The sequence below is a fragment of the Micromonospora sp. CPCC 206061 genome, from assembly GCF_036906915.1.
Classification (GTDB): Bacteria; Actinomycetota; Actinomycetes; order Mycobacteriales; family Micromonosporaceae; genus Phytohabitans.
In genome coordinates, this window is record NZ_JBAKHX010000056.1 from 1 (window position 1) to 19,344 (window position 19,344).

General features: G+C 69.8%; 14 protein-coding genes and 1 pseudogene. 7 read left to right on the forward strand and 8 right to left on the reverse strand.

Features of this window, described 5'->3' with window-relative positions; genetic code table 11:
* Both V6V89_RS28755 and V6V89_RS28760 read left to right on the forward strand, forming a co-directional pair.
* Positions 1-252 (forward strand): hypothetical protein (locus V6V89_RS28755; protein ID WP_334622601.1); only part of this gene is annotated, 252 nt, incomplete at its 5' end.
* A 79-nt stretch (positions 253-331) separates the two neighbouring features.
* Positions 332-1,219, forward strand: a complete 888-nt coding sequence (locus V6V89_RS28760; RefSeq protein ID WP_334622602.1) for a fructose bisphosphate aldolase — start codon at positions 332-334, stop codon at positions 1,217-1,219.
* A gap of 236 nt (positions 1,220-1,455) precedes the next feature.
* Here V6V89_RS28760 and V6V89_RS28765 read toward each other — a convergent pair whose 3' ends face one another.
* Positions 1,456-4,791, reverse strand: a complete 3,336-nt coding sequence (locus V6V89_RS28765; RefSeq protein WP_334622603.1) for a S8 family serine peptidase — start codon at positions 4,789-4,791, stop codon at positions 1,456-1,458.
* 298 nt (positions 4,792-5,089) lie between these two features.
* Here V6V89_RS28765 and V6V89_RS28770 point away from each other — a divergent pair, with 298 nt between their 5' ends.
* From V6V89_RS28770 to V6V89_RS28790, 5 genes and pseudogenes are all read left to right on the forward strand, one after another.
* Complete coding sequence (locus V6V89_RS28770) at positions 5,090-7,906, forward strand: WD40/YVTN/BNR-like repeat-containing protein (protein ID WP_442935237.1); 2,817 nt, start codon at positions 5,090-5,092, stop codon at positions 7,904-7,906.
* A gap of 9 nt (positions 7,907-7,915) precedes the next feature.
* Positions 7,916-8,726, forward strand: a pseudogene (locus tag V6V89_RS28775) (carbohydrate ABC transporter permease); the annotation flags it as partial.
* Position 8,727: 1 nt separating this feature from the next.
* A complete protein-coding gene (locus V6V89_RS28780) occupies positions 8,728-10,044 on the forward strand; it encodes an ABC transporter substrate-binding protein (protein ID WP_334622606.1) in 1,317 nt (438 codons plus the stop codon).
* Positions 10,041-11,036 (forward strand): ABC transporter ATP-binding protein, encoded by a 996-nt coding sequence (locus V6V89_RS28785; RefSeq protein ID WP_334622607.1) that lies wholly within the window; start codon positions 10,041-10,043, stop codon positions 11,034-11,036. Before V6V89_RS28780 ends, V6V89_RS28785 begins: the two co-directional genes overlap by 4 nt.
* A gap of 74 nt (positions 11,037-11,110) precedes the next feature.
* The gene (locus V6V89_RS28790) at positions 11,111-11,965 is read left to right on the forward strand and encodes a carbohydrate ABC transporter permease (RefSeq protein WP_334622646.1); all 855 of its coding nucleotides are present in this window, start codon (positions 11,111-11,113) and stop codon (positions 11,963-11,965) included.
* A gap of 48 nt (positions 11,966-12,013) precedes the next feature.
* On the opposite strand, the gene V6V89_RS28795 is transcribed toward V6V89_RS28790, so the two are convergent.
* The 7 genes from V6V89_RS28795 to V6V89_RS28825 form a co-directional block, all read right to left on the reverse strand.
* Positions 12,014-13,282 (reverse strand): CobW family GTP-binding protein, encoded by a 1,269-nt coding sequence (locus V6V89_RS28795; protein ID WP_334622608.1) that lies wholly within the window; start codon positions 13,280-13,282, stop codon positions 12,014-12,016.
* 54 nt (positions 13,283-13,336) lie between these two features.
* The gene (locus V6V89_RS28800) at positions 13,337-14,668 is read right to left on the reverse strand and encodes an ABC transporter ATP-binding protein (protein ID WP_334622609.1); all 1,332 of its coding nucleotides are present in this window, start codon (positions 14,666-14,668) and stop codon (positions 13,337-13,339) included.
* On the reverse strand, positions 14,665-15,456 hold the full coding sequence (locus V6V89_RS28805; RefSeq protein WP_334622610.1) for an ABC transporter permease: 792 nt from the start codon (positions 15,454-15,456) through the stop codon (positions 14,665-14,667). Before V6V89_RS28805 ends, V6V89_RS28800 begins: the two co-directional genes overlap by 4 nt.
* Entirely contained in the window at positions 15,453-16,382 is a 930-nt protein-coding gene (locus V6V89_RS28810) for an ABC transporter permease (RefSeq protein WP_334622611.1), read from the reverse strand. The genes V6V89_RS28805 and V6V89_RS28810 overlap by 4 nt, the downstream gene beginning before the upstream one ends.
* Positions 16,383-16,385: 3 nt before the next feature.
* On the reverse strand, positions 16,386-17,930 hold the full coding sequence (locus V6V89_RS28815) for an ABC transporter substrate-binding protein (RefSeq protein ID WP_334622612.1): 1,545 nt from the start codon (positions 17,928-17,930) through the stop codon (positions 16,386-16,388).
* 115 nt (positions 17,931-18,045) lie between these two features.
* On the reverse strand, positions 18,046-18,507 hold the full coding sequence (locus tag V6V89_RS28820; RefSeq protein WP_334622613.1) for a hypothetical protein: 462 nt from the start codon (positions 18,505-18,507) through the stop codon (positions 18,046-18,048).
* Positions 18,508-18,671: 164 nt separating this feature from the next.
* Complete coding sequence (locus V6V89_RS28825) at positions 18,672-19,331, reverse strand: choice-of-anchor M domain-containing protein (protein WP_334622614.1); 660 nt, start codon at positions 19,329-19,331, stop codon at positions 18,672-18,674.
* Positions 19,332-19,344: the final 13 nt, after the last annotated feature.

Below are 19,344 nucleotides of genomic sequence, written 5' to 3' on the forward strand. Positions count from 1 at the left end.
GTGCTTGTCGTGGCCGCCATGCCCACCGTGCGCGTCGGCACCGTGTGTGCCGTGGGTGCCGTGGGTGCCATGCCCCGCGTGAACGTCGTGCTGATCACGGTGACCGTGGCCGTGATGCTGCTCGGTTGCGGACGCGGCGGCATGGTCGGTGTCATGGTGCTGCATATCGATCCCCTCCTGACCATCTCACTATACCCCCTAGGGGTATGTGTGCAAGGGGCTGTGGCAGGTGCCGGAACTGAACAGCGTTGATCGGCCTTACCGCATCCTGCCCTCCGCCGCGGCCAGACGGGCCTAGGCTTCGGGTGGCGAGACGGAGAAGGGGGTATCGATGAACGAGGCGCAGATGCAGAAGGTGGCCACGGGCGCGGGCTTCATCGCCGCCCTCGACCAGAGCGGTGGCAGCACACCGAAGGCCTTGGAGCACTACGGCGTGCCCGAGGCGGCGTACGCCTCCGATGAGGAAATGTTCGACCTGATGCACGAATTCCGCAGCCGAATCATCACCGCTCCGGCCTTCGACGGCGATCGCATCCTCGGCGCGATCCTGTTCGAACAGACGATGGATCGCGACGTTGCTGGCATGGCCGCTCCGTCGTACCTGTGGGAACGCAGGAATGTGGTCCCGTTCGTCAAGGTGGACGAGGGCCTCGCGGCCGAGGCCGACGGTGTGCGGCTGATGAAGCCGTTCGCGAAGCTCGAAAGCGTCCTTGAGCGGGCGCGGCGCCGGCAGGTGTTCGGCACGAAAATGCGGTCGTTCATCAGCCGGGCACACGCCGGCGGCATCACCGCCGTCGTGGATCAGCAGTTCGAGTACGCCCTCAAGATCCTCGATGCCGGGCTGGTGCCCATCCTGGAGCCCGAGGTCGACATCACCAGCACCGAGAAGGCGTTGGCCGAGCGGTTGCTCCGGCAGGACATCACGGAACGCCTGCCCAGCGTGCCCGAGGGGCAGCAGGTCATGTTCAAGCTGTCCATCCCCACCGAGGACGACTTCTACGCCGACCTGATCCGGCATCCGAAGGTACTGCGGGTGGTCGCGTTGTCCGGTGGCTACCCGCAGCAGGAGGCGAACGCCCGGCTGGCGCGAAACCACGGCCTGATCGCCAGCTTCTCCCGCGCCCTCACCGAGGGCCTGCGGCAGCAGCAGAGCGATGAGGAGTTCGACCAGGTCCTCGCCGCCTCGGTCAAGGCCATCCACCAGGCCTCGATCACCTGACGCCGTTACCCTCCGATTTACGGGAAAGGAAATCGCGTCCCGATACGCTACGAGCGGCGGGGCGCCGGTGTGCCGTGTCCCAACCAACGCGCGGTGTATATGAAGTCAGTCTTGAAGTAGTCGAAATGGTCGCGGAAGAGTTCGCTGATGATCAGGCGGTCGCCGGCGAGGGTGCTTGAACGAGTGTGCGCCGTGACCGGGCTCCGGTCACGGCGCACACTGCGGTTGTTGGATTGCTATTGAACGATGCCGCCGGGCCGGAGCCTGATTGGCAGCTCGGACCTGACCACGGTGACGCCTGGGACCGTGGTGGCGGCCATCTCGCTGGTGACCACGCCCTTGCCGAGGTCGACGCCGGTGACCTGGACGACGTACGACACCGTGGCGCCGGGCGTCGGCGGGCTGCTGGTGATCCGCAGGTCTTCGGTGGGCAGGGTCCCTGCGGGAAGCTGCTCACCGCCGCTGCCGTTGACGTTTTCGGCGCCGACGATCAGTTCCTGCGCGCCGGGTGCGGCGGGCAGGGCGTCCGGGTCGTAGGCGAAGACGATGTCTTCCTCGCCGTTGAGCCCGATCCAGAGCTGGAAGTGCCGGTTGGAGTCGGTTCCCCAGGCGTCGACCTGCCACTCCACGACCAGCCAGTCGCTCACCCCATCGCTGAGGACGGTGGCCAGGATGCCTTGGTCTTTGGAGCCGTCCAGGTCGGTCCAGAACGGCGCCAGGACGTTGTTGGGCCGTGCCGGGTCCGGGATCTGGGTCAGCTCGCAGCAGTTGTTGTCTTCCGACGTGCCGCCGCCAACGACCGCGTACCCGTTGGAGTCGATCCCGATCCTCGTGTACGTCTGTCCACCGTAAACGAACGGCGGCACGTCGAAGTTGAGGATCTCCTCGTCGCCGATCGGTTCCGGCGCGACGCCGAAGTCGGCCAGCGGGAGGTACCCGGCGAGGGTGCCCGGTGCCAGCGACGGCACACCGGGCATGGCGCCGGCCAGCGGCACGTCGTCCTTGACCACGCGGCGCGTGCCGGCTGCGGTCGCGCCCTCGACTCCGGAGACCTTGAGGTTCTGGTTGACGCTGGTCTCCAGGTCGATCACGGCGTCACCGAACGACTCGTTGGTCGCCGTGATCGTGCACTCGGCCGTGCCCTGGAGGGTGACCTGTGCGGGGGCGCAGTCGCTGGCCAGCTTGACGTCGCCCTGCTGCGGCACGAAGGCCACCGGCAGGTGCAGCGTCGGCAGGTTGGACTGCGTCGGGTCGAGGATCACCTGACCGAACTGCTGGCCGCTGGCCGTGGTCGAGGTGATGGTGATCGTCAGGTCCTTCGACCTGCCGGCGCCGAGCGTGAACACGCTCGGCGTAACGGTGATCTTGCTGCCTGCCGGCGACTTGACGCGTACGCGGTAGGTCTGGTTCCCGCTGGTCACGTTCTTCGCGGTGCGAACCGTGGTGAGCCGGCCGGGCATGGTCGGCGCGTTGACCGACGGCAGGTTCAGGTGCACCGCGTTGATCGGGTCGTTGCCGAGGGCCAGCATCCGCGCCGCCGACTCGTCGAAGGTCAGGCCCGGCTTTTGAGCCTTCTTCAGGTCGACCCGCCCGCTGCCGTAGTCGAACGGATCGGCCGGCGTGGTCTGATCCTCCTTGACGACGTCCTGGAAGGCCGTTGTCATCATCGCCGACTTGATCTGTCCCGGGCTCCAGCCGGGGTGCAGGGCCTTGAGCAGCACAGCCGACCCGGCGATGTGCGGCGCTGACATCGACGTGCCAGCGATCGCCTGGAAGTACTCGCCGGGCGGGCCGCCCTCGACCGCGTCAGGCGTCGGCGAGTTACCGGCCAGGATCTGCACGCCAGGCCCCGTGATGTCCGGCTTGATGCCGAAGCCACCAGGGCCGCGCGAGGAGAACGCGGCCATGACGTCGGCCTGCCCGTCCTCCTTCTGGCCAGCCGTGAACGAGCCCGTGACGCCGGTGTGCGTGGTCATGAACGACTTGAACTGGGTGCCGTCTGCCAGGTGGACCGTCGGCAGCCAGTGGTTGTCGGTCTCGATGTCGGCCAGCGTCGGGTTGTAGAGCACCATGCCGACCGCACCGCCCTGCAGGACGTTGTGGCCCTTCGCGATGCGCGCGTTCACGCCGCGCTGACACGCGACGATCTTGCCGGTGAAGGCGCCAGCCGGGGCCGGCGCGGAGCATAGCGCGGAGTACCCGGAAAGCGACTCGGCCAGTACGACCGGGGTCTGCCCGGTGACGCCGGCGGTGATCGAGGCACCCTTCAGGGTCAGCGTGTCGGCCCCGCCGGTGAGGGTCAGCGTGGAGTTGAACTCGCGGGTCTGGGTCGACGCCGCGACGGTCGTGACCCACGGCGACACGTGGTCGGTGGTCGCCGAGCCGGGCCCCGAGTTGCCCGCCGACGCGGAGACGAACACGCCCGCCGCGTACGCGTCCAGGAACGCCAACTCGGCCGGGTCGGTGAACGGGTTGCTACCACCCGAGATCGAGTAGTTGATCACATCGACGCCGTCGAGAACCGTCTGCCCGATCGCGGCGGCGAGGTCGGAGGAGTAACCGCCCGACTCGCCCAGGGCCTTGTAGACCGAGAGCCAGGCGCCCGGTGCGATGCCCTGGATCGGGCCGCGCTCCACGCCGAAGACTGGCGCCGAGGCGAGCACATTGCCGGCCGCGGTGGAGGCGGTATGGGTACCGTGGCCACCGCTGTCCCGCGCGGACTCGTAATCCTCGCCCTCGTTGAGGGCCAGGTACGTGTCCAGGAACGGCGCGCCGCCGATGAGCTTGTTGTTGCAGGCGAACACGTCCGTCTGCGGCGTCAGCGGGTTGTCACCGAAGTCGCATTCGCGCGGCGTGCCATCGGCCTTGGCGGGCGGGGCGTTCAGGTTGCCCTGGTCGGCGAAGGACGGGTGCTCCGGCCAGGCGCCGGTGTCGATGACTCCGATGATGATTCCGGCGCCCGCGTTCTTCTTGCCACCCAGCGCACCGTAGGTGCTGTTGGCCCCGATGAACGCGGCACTGGCGTCGGTCAGTGGCTGGCGCAACTCGTCCTTCTGCACCGCCACCACGCCGTCGACCTTCAGCAGGTCACCGACCTTGTTGGCCGGCACGATGGCCGACACCCCGCCGTACACCGCGCGCAGCCGCTGCCGCACGGCAGCGCCGGGCACGGCCTTGGCGAGGTCGGCGACGATCTCCTGCTCGCGCCGCGCGACGTGCTTCTCGTATGCCTGCACGGCCGCGCCGCGGTCGAGCTTGCGACCGGTCTGGGCGGGGCTCGTCGCGGCCAGACCCGCGACGCCGCCGCTGTATGTGGCTACCGGGTCGTAGTCCAGCTTGACCAGGACCGGGATCCGGGTGGATTCGGTACGGTTCAGCAGCGTCGGGTCGGTCTGGGCCAAACGGCTGGTGGGCGCCTTGGCGGCGGACACCCGGTCGGTTGGTCGCAGGCGCTGCTCGACGCTTAGATCGCCGCTGGGGGCGGCGGCACCGGGCGTTGCCCCGGTCACCATTGCCAGCGGCACGGCTAGAGCGGCCGCGAATCCGGCCCGCAGCCACTTCTTTTGGCGCATCCGATCTCCAAGGGAAGGCGTGTACGCGCCTTCCTCGCGCCCGGCGGTATGCCGTGGTCAGCGCAAAGTCGGCGCGTGGGGGTGTGGGGATGATCCCATGGGACTCAGCAAAAACACAGACCACTCGCGGCTCTATCGCGACTTCGTTTACTTTGCCCACTCCCGACTCGGGATCGTTACATCGCCCTCCTTGTATCAGCTGGGTGACCTCTGGGAGATTGCTGGTAGCGCTGCCAGCGACGGCTGACGATCTCTACTGCTCGCTGCGCGGCGGCGGCAGCAGGGGAAGGGGACAGCCGTGACCCGAAGAGGTCGTCAATCTTTCGCAGCTCTCTTGGTCGGTGTGCTGGTCGTGTCGGCCAGCATCGTCGCTCTCCACTTCGCCGGTACGCCAGCAGCGCCGGCGGCGGTGACGGGGGAGGCGGAATTGCCGACCGCAGTGGGCAAGCATCGCGAAATGCGCCGCCAGGCCATGCCCGGCAACAGCGGCATGGCCCTCGAAGGCCCCGGGTCCGCCGCGGCCGCCGAGTACCTCAAGCGCGCGTACCCCGACTCCGCGGTCGCGGTCACTGAGATCGATACGGCCAAGCGCGCGTTCACCACGTCGTTCAACCGTGGCTTCCCGCGCGGGAAGAGCAAGAAGGGGACGTGGCAGCCGGTAGGGCCGAGCCGCGCCCTCTACCCGGACACGCCGCTGCGCGACTCCTTCAACTACGTGCCCAACGACTACGTGGCGGGTGGGCGCACCACGTCGATCGCGATCAGCGACCGGTGCAGGCCGGGCAACTGCCGGGCGTTCATCACGCCGGCCGGCGGTGGCGTGTGGCGCACCGACGACATCCTGCGTCGCCAGCCGGAGTGGAAGTACCTGGCCGGGCCGCTGGACATCAACACCGCGGGCGCGGTGACGATCGACAAGAATGACCCGACCCGCAACACGATCTACCTGGGCACCGGCGAGGCCAACATCTGCGGCTCCGGCTGCGGCGCGGGCGTCGGCCTGTACAAGTCCACCAACGCGGGGCGCACCTGGATCGGGCCGCTGGGCAAGGCGGAGCTCGGTGGCAAAGGCATCGGCGAGATCGTGGTCAAGCCGGGCGACCCCCAGACGCTGTACGTGGCCACCACCACCGCGCTCACCGGCATGTCGAGCGTCTGCTGCAGCGGCGTCACCCGGCCAACCCCGGGCGCGGCGAAATGGGGACTCTACAAGTCGACCGATGGCGGGCGCACGTTCGGCTTCATCCACAACGGCTCGTTGAACGTCACCGACTGCACCGGCAGCGTGACCGAGTTCGCCAACGGTGCGGTCTGCTCGCCGCGTGGCGTGCGCAACGTCGAGCTCGACCCGGCCGACTCCAACATCGTGTACGCCTCCTCGTACGCGCGGGGCATCTGGCGCTCCTCCGACGCGGGTGCGACCTGGACGCAGATCAAGGAGTCGCTCAACCCGGCGATCATCCAGACCCGGCCGGCGTTCGACGTCACCCGGTTGCCCAACGGCAAGACCCGCATGTACGTCTACGAGGGCAACACCGGCACGCCGTACGCACGGATGCTGCGCAGCGACGACGTCGCCGCCGGCGCGCCCACCTTCACCGACCTGACCAGCCCCAACGTGGCCGACCCGGGCTTTGCCTGGTACAACCTTTGCGGCGGGCAGTGCTGGTACGACGTGTTCATCCACACGCCCGACGGCCACCCCGACATCGTGTACGCCGGCGGGTCGTACTCCTACGGTGAGACGATCGCCAACAAGCGGGCGGTGGTGCTCTCCACCGACGCCGGCCTCACCGGCACCGACATGACCTTTGACGGCACCGACGAGCTGCACCCGAACGGCCTGCACCCGGACCAGCACGACCTCGTCACCAATCCGCGCAACCCGTTCCAGTTCTTCGAGGCCAACGACGGCGGCGTGATGCGCTCCAGCGGCACGTTCGTCGATCGCTCGGCCTGGTGTGACAACCCGCGGCGGGCGCTGACCACCGATGCGCAGCTGGAGCGATGCCGGCAGATGCTCTCCCGGATACCGTCCAAGCTGGACGGCGTCAACGCAGGGCTGTCCACATTGCAGTTCATGAGCCTGTCGGTCAGCCCGCACGACCACAACCTGCTGCAGGGCGGTACGCAGGACAACGGCACCTGGGAGAACTACGGCAATCGCGCCCTGTGGCTCAACACCATCATCGGTGACGGCGGGCAGTCCGGCTTCGACGTCGCCAACAAGAAGTTCCGGTTCCACACGTATAACGACACGACTCCGGAAGTGAACTTCAACAACGGCGCCACGGCCGACTGGATCGACACGTCGGACCCGCTTGCAGGGCACGCGAACTCGCAGTTCTACTCGCCGGTGATCAGCGACCCGAAGGTGAGCGGCACCATGTTCGCCGGCACGGGCCGCACGGCGTACCGGACCAAGACCTTCGGGCTCGGCGACCGCAGCCTGGCCGAGGCCAACCGGATCTGCAACACCTGGACCGGGACGTTCGAAGCCACCTGCGGCGACTGGGCGGAGCTGGGGCCGAACCGGCTCGTCGACCCGTTCTGGGGAGACCGGGCCGGCGGCGCGGTCGCGGCGATCGAACGCACGACGTTGAACACGTCGAGCGCCTGGGCCGCCACGACGACCGGACGGGTGTTCATCACGTCCAACGTGGACGCCGAGCCCGCGTCGGCGGTGACCTGGACCCGGATCGACGACGACGCGGCGGCACCGGGCAGGTTCGTCAGCAGCATCTACGTCGATCCGAAGAACGGCAACCACGCCTGGATCTCGTACAGCGGCTACAACGTCAACACCCCGACGACGCCGGGTCACGTCTTCGAGGTCACGTTCGATCCGGTCGCGGGCACGTCCACGTGGGTCGACCGGTCGTACGACTTTGGCGACATCCCGGTCACCGACCTGGTGCGCGACGACACCAGCGGCGACCTCTACGCCTCCACCGACTTCGGCGTGCTGCGCAACGCGGCCGGCACGACGACGTGGACGAAGGCGGCGCCGGGCATGCCCAACGTGGAGGTGGCCGGCCTGACCATCGTCCCGGGCAAGCGGATCCTGTACGCGGCAACCCACGGACTTTCCGCGTGGCGGCTCAACATTGACTGACCAGAAGGGATGAGGCTTCGCACCGTCGGGGCGGTAGCCGTCGTCGCGGTGTTCCTGCCGCCGCTGCTCATGCTGGTGGCCGGATCGCTTCGCGAGCCGGGGCTGCCGCCCCCTCCAGGTCCGCAGCTCGTCCCCGATCCGCTCTCCGCCGAGGGGTACATCCGGGCGGTGGACCTCGGCGGTCTTGTGCGCGCCGGCCTCAACTCCACGGTCGTGGCGGCGATCGCGGTGCCGGTCAGCGTGCTCGTGGCGTCGCTGGCCGGGTTCGCCATGACCCAACTGCCGCGCCGGATCACCGCCGCCGTGATGGCCGCCTCGCTCGCCGCGCTGGCGGCACCGGCCACCGCGCTGCTGGTGCCGCGCTTCGCGTTGTTTCGGGCGCTCGGCCTCACCGACACGCTCGCCCCGCTCGTCGCGCCCGCGCTGCTGGCCACCTCACCCCTCTATCCGCTGGTGTTCTACCTGGCGTTCCGAGCGCTCCCCGCCGACCTGTACGACGCCTGCCGCCTGGAGGACCTCTCGCCGCTGCGCACCTGGTGGCGGGTGGCGATGCCGCTGGTCCGCCCGGTGACCGCCGTGGTCGCGGCACTGACGTTCGTGCTGACCTGGTCCAACTTCCTCGACCCGCTCGTGTACGTCTACGACCGCGACCTCTTCACGCTGCCGCTCGCGCTCCGCTCACTGTCCACGCTGGACCCGACCAACTTTCCGGTGTTCCTGGCCGGCGCGGTGCTCACTACAATTCCGCCGCTGGTGGTTTTCGCGCTGGCGCAGCGGCACGCCCTCCGCCACCTCCGACTCCACGGGTATCAGGAGACCTGATGCGCAAGATCATCGCATTGCTGGCCGCGGCCCTGCTCGCCGCCGGATGCGGCGCCGCCGAGACCGGGGATACCCGGCAGACAATCCGCCTGCTGGTCTTCGGCGCGCCCGAGGAACTACAGGCATACCGCACGCTCGTCGACGCGTACGCCAAGGCGTCGTCGGGCGCCGAGGTGCAGTTGGTCGAGGCGAGCGATCGGGAAGACCTCATCACCCGGCTCTCCACCTCGATCGCGGGCGGCTCACCGCCGGACGTGTTCCTCATGAACTACCGCTTCTACGGCCAGTTCGCCGCCAAGAACGCGGTCGAGCCGCTCGATGACCGGCTGGCCAAGTCGACAGTTGTCAAGCTCACCGACCTCTATCCACAGGCGACCGAGGCGTTCCGGTGGCAGGGGCGCCAGCTCTGCCTGCCACAGAACGTCTCCAGCCTCGCCGTCTACTACAACCGCACGATCTTTCAGAAGTTCGGCGTCGCCGTGCCCAAGCCCGGCTGGACGTGGAACGACTTGATCGCCACCGCCACCGCGATGACCCGCAACGCGAGCGGCGCGATCGTGCGCGGCACCGAGTCGGAGGGCGGCGGCGCCCGGGTCGCCGTCTACGGTCTCGGTGTCGAGCCGACGCTGATCCGCATCGCGCCGCTCGTGTGGTCGGCCGGCGGCCAGATCGTCGACGACGAGGGCAAGCCGACCCGGTTCACGTTCGACGCGAGCCCGGCCCGGGACGTGCTCCGCGACTTCGTAGCGCTCCGCCTCGCGTACGGCGTGGTGCCGACCGACGAGGAGGTCGAGGCGGAGAACGACGAGTCCCGCTTCAGCAACGGCCGGCTGGCGATGCTGTTGTCGTCCCGCCGGGTCACCACGACCTTCCGCACCGTCAAGGACTTCGAGTGGGACGTCGCGCCGATGCCGATGTACGGCAAGCAACAGGCCGGCATCCTGCATTCCGACGCGTACTGCATCACGAGCGGCTCCAAGGCGAAGAACGCGGCCTGGCGGTTCCTGGAGTACGCCATCGGGGCGGAGGGCCAGCGGATCGTGGCCGCCACCGGGCGCACCGTTCCGTCGAACATGGAGGTCTCGAAGTCGCCCGCCTTCCTCGACCCGGCTCAGCCACCCCGCAACGCGCAGGTCTTCCTCGACGCCGTCCCGACCATCCGGCGGGTGCCGACAATCTCCACCTGGCCGGAGATCGAGGACGCCGCCGGCGGCATCCTGGAGAACGCCCTCTACCGGGGAGACAAGCTCGACGACGTGATCCGCCAGCTCGACGAGCAGACCCGGCCAATCTTCGCCCGCGGCATAGCGCCATGACACTGTCGGTGACAGGCCTGCGGGTCGCGCACGGCGCCAACGAGGTGCTGCACGGCCTCGACCTCACGGTGGCCCGCGACGAACTGCTCGTGGTGCTCGGCCCGTCCGGCGCCGGCAAGTCCACATTGCTGCGTGCCGTCGCCGGCCTCACCCCAGTCTCGGCCGGTCGAGTCACGATCAGGGATCGGGACGTCACCAGGCTGCGGCCCGGCCAGCGCAACGTGGCGATGGTGTTCCAGTCGTACGCTCTCTTCCCGCACCTGACCACCGCCGAGAACATCGCCTTCGGCCTCATCGTGCGAGACATGCCGAAGGCGGAGGCGACCGAACGGGCCCGGCGGGCAGCCGTCACCGTCGGCTGTGGACACCTGCTCGACCGTCGCCCCGGGCAGCTCTCCGGCGGCGAGCGGCAGCGGGTCGCGCTGGCACGCGCGCTCGTCCGCGAGCCGGACGTCTTCCTGCTGGACGAGCCACTGTCCAACCTCGACGCCGAGCTACGGGTGGAGATGCGCGCCGAGCTGAAGGCGCTGCATGCCCGGGTCGGCGGCGCCACGCTGCACGTCACCCACGACCAGGTCGAGGCGCTCGTGCTCGGCGACCGGATCGCTGTGCTGCGGGAGGGCCGGATCGAGCAGGTCGGCACGCCAGACGAGATCTGGCACGCGCCGGCGACGACGTTCGTCGCCCGCTTCATCGGTTCACCCCCTATGAACCTGCTGCCTTCCGGCGGGCCACTCTCCGGCCTCGCCCCGCCCGGCACGCTCATCGGGATCCGCCCGGGCGCGCTCCGCCTCGGCGACCAGGGGACGCCTGCCCGCGTGGAGCGGATCGAGGTCGTCGGTGAGGACGCCCACGTCTACCTGCGACTGGGTGAGCACTCAGCCGTCGCTCGCGTCCCAGCAGCAGAAAGGCCAGCCTCCGACGAAACGCACGTCACCGTCAGAGATGGAAAGGTCCACGTCTTCGACCCCAGCACCGGCAAGCGGGCATGAAAGCACCCCAAGAAAACGCTCCGCTGCGCTCCACGTTTCCCCGGGGGCCCCGCGTCCGGCGCCAGCTGGGGTTCATGCTGGCCCCGTACGCCGTGGGGCTGGTCGCGCTCGTGCTGCTGCCCGCCGCCGCGACGCTCGTACTCGCGTTCGCCGACTACGACCTCGTTCAGCCACCACAGTGGACCGGCACCGAAAACTTCACCGAGCTCGCCGGCGACGGCATCTTTCGCACCGCGCTTTTCAACTCGCTCGTCTTCGCGGCCGTGGCCGTACCCCTGCGGTTGCTCATCGCCCTCGGCCTGGCACTCCTGCTGCATCGGCGGGCGCGCGGCGTCGGCACCGCCCGGACGGCCGCCGCCCTGCCCGCCGCGGTGCCGGAGGTGGCGTACGGCCTGCTGTGGCTCTGGCTCTTCAACCCGCTCTACGGCCCCATCAATCAGCTGCTGCGGGTCGGCGGCGAGAACGGGCTGACCGCGCTGGGCCGCACGCCGCCGCAGTGGCTGACCGACCCGACCGACGCGCGTGCCGCGATCATCATCATGAGCCTCTTCACGGTCGGCGAGTCATTTCTGGTGCTGCTCGCCGCGCGGCTCGTGCTGCCGCCCGAGGTGTACGAGCTGGCGGCCGTCGAGGACGCCACAGGTTGGGACGTCTTCCGCCGCATCACGCTTCCGCTCATCGCGCCGGTGCTCGGGCTGCTGCTGGTACGGGACACGATCCTGAGCTTCCAGGTGTCGTTCGTGCCGGCGCTCGTGGTGACCGACGGCGGCCCGCCGCCGTACGCCACCACCTACCTGTCGCTGTTCGTCTACCGCAACGCATTCGAATACCTGCGCTACGGCTACGCCTCGGCGGCCACGATGGTGATGCTGGTCCTGACCGTCGCGGCGGTCATCCTCCAGTGGCGGCTGCTGCGCCGCTGGCGGTGAGTGCGCCGCTCAGAACCAGAGCCGCCATCGCCCCGCTACGCCCATCCGTCATGTCTGACCGTTCAGGGGGATATCGGGGACGGGGAAGCAGCCGGCGAAGGGATCGGGGTAGGTGCGCCAGACCGCCTCACCGTCGGCGAGTTCGGCGTCAGTGAGCAGGCAACTGCTCAAGGTGCGATGCAGTTGGGCGGCGTCGAGGTCGAGGCCGATGAAGGCGAGGTGATGGTGCCGGTCGCCGTAGTACGGGTCCCAGTCGAGCGCGGCGGCAACCCGGCGGTAGGCGGAGACATCGAGCCATTGCGAGTCCGGTACGGCGGCCAGCCAACGGCCGAGGGTGCCCAGCGCCAGCCCGCCACCGGCGAAATCCCACGTGACCACCGTATCCGGCTGGCTGGCCAGCCAGAGGTGACCGCGGGAGCGGATGACGTCGACGTTGGCAGTCTCGGCCAGATCGTGCAGCCGCTTAGGGTGGAACGGGCGGTGTGCCCGGAACACGGCTGACACGATGTCGGCTTGCGGGTGCGGTTCGTGGATGCCGAGCGGATACCCCTCGACCCCGCGGGCGAGGACGCTGGGAATCCGGGGGTCGTGCCGATGGGTGTTGCGTAGGTGCCGGGCCAGGGCGGTGGCGTTGATCCGGTCACCGTCCAGGTGCACGCGAGTTGCCCACGGGGCGAGGCGGTGTAGTAGGGCGTGCACCTGGGCTGTCCCCAGTGGTCCATCGCTGCGGGAGCCCCACAGCACATGGGTGTCGGCGTACTCGATCTGGCGCACCACCACATCGGCGAGCGACCGATGGTCGTCGTCCGTGGCCTGGATGCCCAGCGTGACCAGATCGTCGCCGTTGCCCAACCCGTCGAGCAGGTACTCCGCGTCGAGCACCGTGACGTACGAGTCGACGCGGATCAACTCCGTCAGCGCGACGCCGTCGACCAGGCAGCGGGCGCAGGCAGTGGCGACCGTCTCCGGCTCGACCACTGGAGGCAGCATGAGCAGGATGTCCTGGCCCGGATGGGTGCGCGCCAGCCGCGCCATGGTGGGCAGGACATCGTCGCGCAGCGTGCGAGACACACACCCGTGAAGAAGATCGCCCCGTTCTTCGGATATCCGGTCAGTCTCGGTGCTCATGACGCGGCGCACATAGCCAGCGCCGTGCAGGTCGTAGCGGACCAACAGCATCGACGGGCCGGCAGCCAGCAGCGACCGCGCGACCGCGTAGGTGGCCGCCGGCCAGAATCCCGACAGGACCGTCAGCGACGGGCGCAAGTCGGCGTCCGCGGGGACCGCCGGGTCCCGGGCCACGGGGACTGACGACATACCTTCCCTCCTTAATGAAAACGGTTGTCATTATATTCCGTTCTCGGGTGGTGGTCAAAGGGGGGCGGTCAGTCGCAGGAGCCGGTCCGCCAACGACGCGAGCCGCTTGGCGTCGTGGCTGGCTACCACAACGGCGGTGCCCGCGTCGGCGACCTCGGACAGCACGGTGTAGATGCCGGCGGCGGCGGTGGTGTCCAGGCGCGATACGGGTTCGTCGGCGATCAGCAAGGCCGGTCGGGCGGCGAGGGCGCGGGCAATCGCGACGCGCTGCTGTTGCCCGCCGGACAGGTGCCGGGGCCGGGCATCCGGGTCGACAGCGGTCAGTCCGACGCGATGAAGCAATCTGACGGCCATGTTTCGGTCCGGCGTCGGCAACGGCTCGGCGACGGTCTGCCAGATCGGCCAGCGGGGGTCGAGGCTGGCCGTGGCGTCCTGGAAGATGGGCATGACGTAGCCGGGCGGTGGACTCGGCTGACCGGCGAACCGGATGGTGCCAGCGGCGAGGGGGCGGAGCGCGGCGAGGGTGTCCAGCAGTGTGGTCTTGCCGACGCCCGACGGTCCGACCACGCCGACGATCTCGCCAGGGTGGATGGTCAGGTCGATGCCGGTGACGAGCGGACGCTGGCCGGCGCGCAGTGTCACGCCGGCCAGCTCGACCACCGGTACCCCGGTCTGGCCCTTGGTCGGCTCTTTGGCCCTGGATCGCTCGACGGGCGGGCAGGGGGCGTCGACCAACCGTCCATGGTGGAGCACCAGTCGTCGGTCACAGCGCTCTGCGGTCGCATGGTCGTGGGTGACCAGCAGCAGTGCGCGGGATCGTTCGCGCAGCAGCCGCAGCACGTCGGCGGCGAGGTCCGCGTCGAGCGCTGATGTCGGTTCGTCGGCGACGACGAGGGGCGGGGCGTGTGCGGTGGCCGCGGCGATGGTGGCGCGCTGAAGCATGCCGCCGGACCAGGTGTGTGGCCGGTGCCGCCGCATGGCGCTCACGCCAAGATCGGCAAGGCGCCTGGCGACCACCCCATGGGTTGGTCGCAGCCGATGCGCGTACCAAGCCTCCGCCACGTGGTGGCCAACCGTCCACACCGGATCACACGCGCCGTAGGGGTCCTGGGCCACGTAGCCGACGCCGGTGCCGCGCAGTCGCCGCAACTCCCGCCCGCTCGCCGCCGTGACGTCACGACCGCCGACCCAGACGCGTCCGGAGCGGATGGTGCCAGGCGGCAGGAGGCCGAGTACGGCCCGTACGACGGTGGATTTGCCGGAGCCGGAATCCCCGACCAGCGCGACGGCCTCGCCCTCTGCGACGTGAAGGTCCAGACCGCGGACGGCCACGACACCGTTCGGGTACCGCACGGTCAGGTTCTCGACCCGCAGGGCCGCCGTCATGCCGAGATCCGGTCGAGCCAGGCGTCGGCCAGCAGGGTGACGGCCGCGACGCTGAGCACGATCGCCGCCCCGGGTGCCAGGACGAGCCATGGCGCGGTGACGGCGTAGAGCCGGTTCTCGGCGACGAGCTGTCCCCACTCGGCGGTCGGCGGCTGCACGCCGAGGCCGAGGAACGATAGGCCGGCCAGGCCGAGGATGGTCTCGCCCAGGCCGAGGGTGGCCACGGCGACCACCGCGGTGGCCGTGGGTGGGAGCACGTGGTGGCGGGCGGCCCGCCAGCGGGACAGGCCAGCGAGGCGAGCTGCGGTGACGTAGGGCCGCCCGAGCCGTTCGGCTGCCCAGGCGCGGGCCAGGCGGGCGATCGGTGCCCAGCCGGCCAGCGTCATGGCGAGCAGCAGGTTGCCGATTCCGGGACCGAGGACGCCGACCACGGCGAGGGCGAGGACCAGTGTGGGTACCGCGAGCACGACATCGATGAGCCGGCACAGCAGGGTGTCCAGGATCCCGCCGAGCAGCGCCGCCGCCATCCCCACCAGGAGCCCGACCGCGACGCTGACCGCGCCGACCAGAAGGGCGCCGCCGAGGGAGATGCGGGCGCCGGCGGCGACGCGGGCCAGCACGTCGCGCCCGGCGGCGTCGGTGCCCAGCGGATGGGCCCAACTCGGGCCGGCTAACTTGCCGTCGTACTCAGTGAGATTGGGGTCCGGAGCCAGCGCGGGCACCACAAGCGTCAGCACGCCGAGCGCAACGAGTAGCGCGAGTCCGATGTGGAGGGCCGAGACCTTCACTTCGCGTCGGGCCGGGAATCGATGAGACGGGCTAGTAGGTCGGCGACAAGGCTAGTGGCGACGTAACAGACCGCGCCGAACAGCACGAAGCCCTGTACCACCGGCACATCCCGGGACTCGATCGCCTCGATGAGGTACCGGCCGATGCCGGGCCAGGTGAACAGCGACTCGATGATGACCGCGCCGGCTAGCAGCGAGCCCATAGTCACGCCGACTGCGGCCAGCAGTGGGCGTGCCGCGTTCGGCAGCGCGTGTACGAACAGCAGTCGGAGCCGACCTGCACCCCGCGCGGCGGCGGTCTCCAGATATGGTGCGGTCGCCGCTCCGGCGAGCGCGGTACGCAGGACCCGTGACCAGTAGGCGGCGGTGCCCAGAGCCAGCGGCACGGCCGGAAGCCACGCGGCGCGCCAGGAGCCGTCGGCCAGCACCCGGCCTACACCGGCCTGGATCACGAGGATGTCGAGCAAAAGGGTGCCGGCCAGGAAGCTGGGCGTCGCAGCGGCAATGAACGTCCCAGTACGCAGCAGCGCGTCCGGCCAGCGCCGGCGGCTGGCCGACGCCAGCAGGCTGACCGGAATGGCCACGAGGCCGGCGAGGAGGCCGGTCACCGCGACCAGGCGCGCGGTGGCGGGCAGCCGATCGGTCAGCTCAGTGCGGACCGGCCGTCCGGTGCGCCAGGACGAACCGAGATCCCCGCGCGCCGCGCCGGCATACCAGCCGGCCAGGCGCTCGTACGCGGGCCGGTCCAGGCCGAGCGTGTGTCGGGTCGCGGCGACCTGCGTGGGCAGGGGATCGGTGACGCCGTTGGCGGCGAGCACGCGGCGCGCCGGGTCGCCAGGTGCGAGCAGTTGCAGCGCCCAGATGAGCGCGGCGGCCCCGGCCAGCGTGGCCGCGGCCGTCCCGAGCCGGCTCAGCAGGCGCGCCACTACTTAGCCGGCGGCTGTGCGGGCGGTCAGGTGGTGCAGCACGGATGACGGCCGGTACCCGGCGAATGCCGGCCCCACGATCGCCTTCGCCGCGCGCTGGGCCACGATGATCGTGTACCCACGCTGCGCGATCAACTCCTGTGCCCGTACCAGCAGCGGCGTTCGCGCGGAATCGTCGATCGCGGTGCCGAGCTGGACGACCAGCCGGTCCAGCTCCGGGTCGCTGATCCCGCCGAAGTTCCTCACGCCACTGGTGGTCAGGAAGTCGCGCAGCGGTGCGACCGGATCGTAGGTATACCCGAGGGTTCCGTCGAACGAAAGCCCGACGTCCCACCCGTCCGACTTCTTCATCGCCTCGTAGTTGCTGTCCACCTCGGTGATCCGTACGTCAAAACCGACCGGCTTGAGCTGGGCCTGCATCGCGACCGCGATCGTCTTGGTGTCCGGCTGCTGCGGGTACGTCAGCACGGTGACCGTCAGGGGCCGGCCGGATTTCGCCCGTACCCCGCCCTCGCCCGTGCGCCAGCCGGCCGCGTCCAGCACACGTCCGGCCTCGGCCGCGTCGGTCCGTTGAGTCTCTACGCCGTAGCCGACGACTGGCGGGTAGAGCCCGGTCGGCGTGGTGTAGAGACCGTCCAGCACGTCCTCGGCGATCTGCCGGTAGTCGATGCCCATCGCGAACGCGCGCCGTACCGCCTCGTCGCCCATCGCGGCGGTACGTGTATTGACAATTGCGCGTAGATGCTGCAAGGGCTGGCTCGCGGTGGCCGCGGTCACGCCGGAGCCCGGCTGGCGCACCAGCTCGGTGGGCGGGTAGAGCGCCACGTCGGCCTCGTTGTTGCGTACCGCCAACACGCGGGCCTGACCGTCGGGGACGAACCGGACCCGGGCCTCGGACAGGGCGACTGGGCCACCCCAGTAGGCCGGGTTGCGGGTCAGCGTCATCTCGTCTGCCGTGAGCACGGTCACCCGGAACGGCCCGGTGTGGATTCCCTTGCCCACCAAGGCCGCCGGATCCACGTCCGGGCCGGCCGCGGCCGGGTCGTAGACCATCACGCCCTGCTCGTCGGCCAGGAGGTTGGGCAGGTTAGCGACTGGCACGGCGGTGGTGAGGGTAACGGTCCGCGCGTCGGCCACCGCTGTGGTGGCCCGCGGCAGACTGGCGGTAAGGAGGGCGTTGTCGCGTAAGGCCCGATCGAGCACGGTCTTCAGCGTCGCCGCGTCGAGCGGTTGTCCATTCTGGAAGGTGACGCCGTCGCGCAGGGTCAGCGTCCAGGTCGTCGGGGCGCTGTTGGTTAGCCGCTCCAGCAGCCATGGCTCGACCCGGCCGTCCTCGGTGGCCCGCATGAGCAGCTCGCCGTACCCCCACTCGGCCGCCCACAGCCCCTGCGCCACCGGATCGAGGCTTTTGACCCGGTACGGCGTGACGAACCGGATCGTGTCGGTGCCGGCGCTCGCCGACGGCTCCGTCCCGCCGCACCCGGCCACCAGTCCAGCGGCCAACCCGACGCTGGCTACCGATCTCGCCGCCCTGCCCCACAAACCCATCCGAGTTTCCCTCCCGTGACGCGCCGCGGGCAGAGCCTACTACAATGACAACCGTTCCCAATAACGCCGCGCTTATCTGGCAAGGCGTGGCACTGGCGGTTCGGCCGAGGAGCGGTCAAACCCTGCGGGCCAGTGTGGTCAGGTACTGGACCGGGAGGACGAAGCCGGTGTCGTCGGTGTGGCCGGCGCTGGCGAAGACCTGGGTGACGTCGGCCTGTGCCTGAGACCAGGCACCGGCGGCTTCCAGCGGGGTGTGGGCGGCGACCCAGCCGGGGACCAGGGTGGTGACCTCGTCCACGGCGGCTTCCAGGCTGGGCCAGTGCACGTCCACGCTGTCCACTGTGGTGGCGATGTCGGCGGGCTGGCCGGTGAAGAACTCCCGGATCATCGCCGGGTCGCCCCACGCCTCGAATCGCGGCCGCCCGACGGCCGAGGCCGGAGGCAGATGCCGGAAGGCGATGTCGGCCTGCTGCCCGAAGGGGCTGTCCGGGGTCCGGGCCAGCACGGCGATTACCCCGCCAGGCGCGCACACGCGCACGAGTTCGGCGGCCATGGCGTACGGATCGGGGGCGAACATCGCGCCGAACGGTGCTCGACGCGCTCGCTGGCAGGCGGCGGCCGGTCAGCGCCTTGGAAATCAACGTGCCCGGTGTGTGCGGCCAGTGCCGGCGGGGCGCCGAGGCGGCCTGACGGCGGACGCCGGTCCCGCACCCAACGGGTGCGGGACCGGCAGGCTGTGCACTATCCAACGTGGAATGTGTAGGTGACGAGGCCGGAGGTCGCGCCGGCGCCGTTCTGGGCGGTCGCCCGCAGTTTCAGCGAGTAGTTGCCTTGGTGGGAGAAGACCCAGTTGCCGACACCGTAGCTGCCCGCAGTGAGGCCGCTCGGCCAGACGGAGACCGGGCAGCCGAAGCCGCCGTACGTATTGATCTTAAAGCTCGGCGAGCCCAGTGACGCGGTGTAGATGCTGAACCAGCTTCCCGGTGGGCCCTCGAAGCCAACTAGTTCCATCCGCACCGGCCCCTGGGCTGCCGGTACGTCCACCGCGTTCCAGCCAAGCCACAACAGGTTGGGGTCCTGCACCTGCGGCGCGAGGTAGACGGTGGCTCCGGCCGGGCCGAGGCAGGCCCATTGGCTGCCGCTCGGCACCGTTTTGGCCGAGGACGGCAGCAGCCGCAGCAGCGTGGCCGCCGGCGACAGGTCGTCGCTGCCGGTCCATTGCTTGAGGTCCAGAGTGAGGGCGCCGCCGGAGTAGTCGACGTCGAGGTGGTATTCGCCAGAATCGACGATGGCGTATGGCCGGACGTCGCCGGTGGCGGCGGCCGCGGTCCCCGGTGCTGCCACGAGCGCGGCGAGTATCGCGGCGGCTGCCGTGGCCAATAGTCGTGATCTCGATTTCATGAGTTACTCCCCG

Bases quoted from the DNA above. Each gene is read 5' to 3' on its own strand.
- V6V89_RS28760 (WP_334622602.1), top strand. From the start codon at position 332: ATGAACGAGGCGCAGATGCAGAAGGTGGCCACGGGCGCGGGCTTCATC.
- V6V89_RS28765 (WP_334622603.1), bottom strand. From the start codon at position 4,791: ATGCGCCAAAAGAAGTGGCTGCGGGCCGGATTCGCGGCCGCTCTAGCC.
- V6V89_RS28780 (WP_334622606.1), top strand. From the start codon at position 8,728: ATGCGCAAGATCATCGCATTGCTGGCCGCGGCCCTGCTCGCCGCCGGA.
- V6V89_RS28785 (WP_334622607.1), top strand. From the start codon at position 10,041: ATGACACTGTCGGTGACAGGCCTGCGGGTCGCGCACGGCGCCAACGAG.
- V6V89_RS28790 (WP_334622646.1), top strand. From the start codon at position 11,111: ATGCTGGCCCCGTACGCCGTGGGGCTGGTCGCGCTCGTGCTGCTGCCC.
- V6V89_RS28795 (WP_334622608.1), bottom strand. From the start codon at position 13,282: ATGTCGTCAGTCCCCGTGGCCCGGGACCCGGCGGTCCCCGCGGACGCC.
- V6V89_RS28800 (WP_334622609.1), bottom strand. From the start codon at position 14,668: ATGACGGCGGCCCTGCGGGTCGAGAACCTGACCGTGCGGTACCCGAAC.
- V6V89_RS28815 (WP_334622612.1), bottom strand. From the start codon at position 17,930: ATGGGTTTGTGGGGCAGGGCGGCGAGATCGGTAGCCAGCGTCGGGTTG.
- V6V89_RS28820 (WP_334622613.1), bottom strand. From the start codon at position 18,507: ATGTTCGCCCCCGATCCGTACGCCATGGCCGCCGAACTCGTGCGCGTG.
- V6V89_RS28825 (WP_334622614.1), bottom strand. From the start codon at position 19,331: ATGAAATCGAGATCACGACTATTGGCCACGGCAGCCGCCGCGATACTC.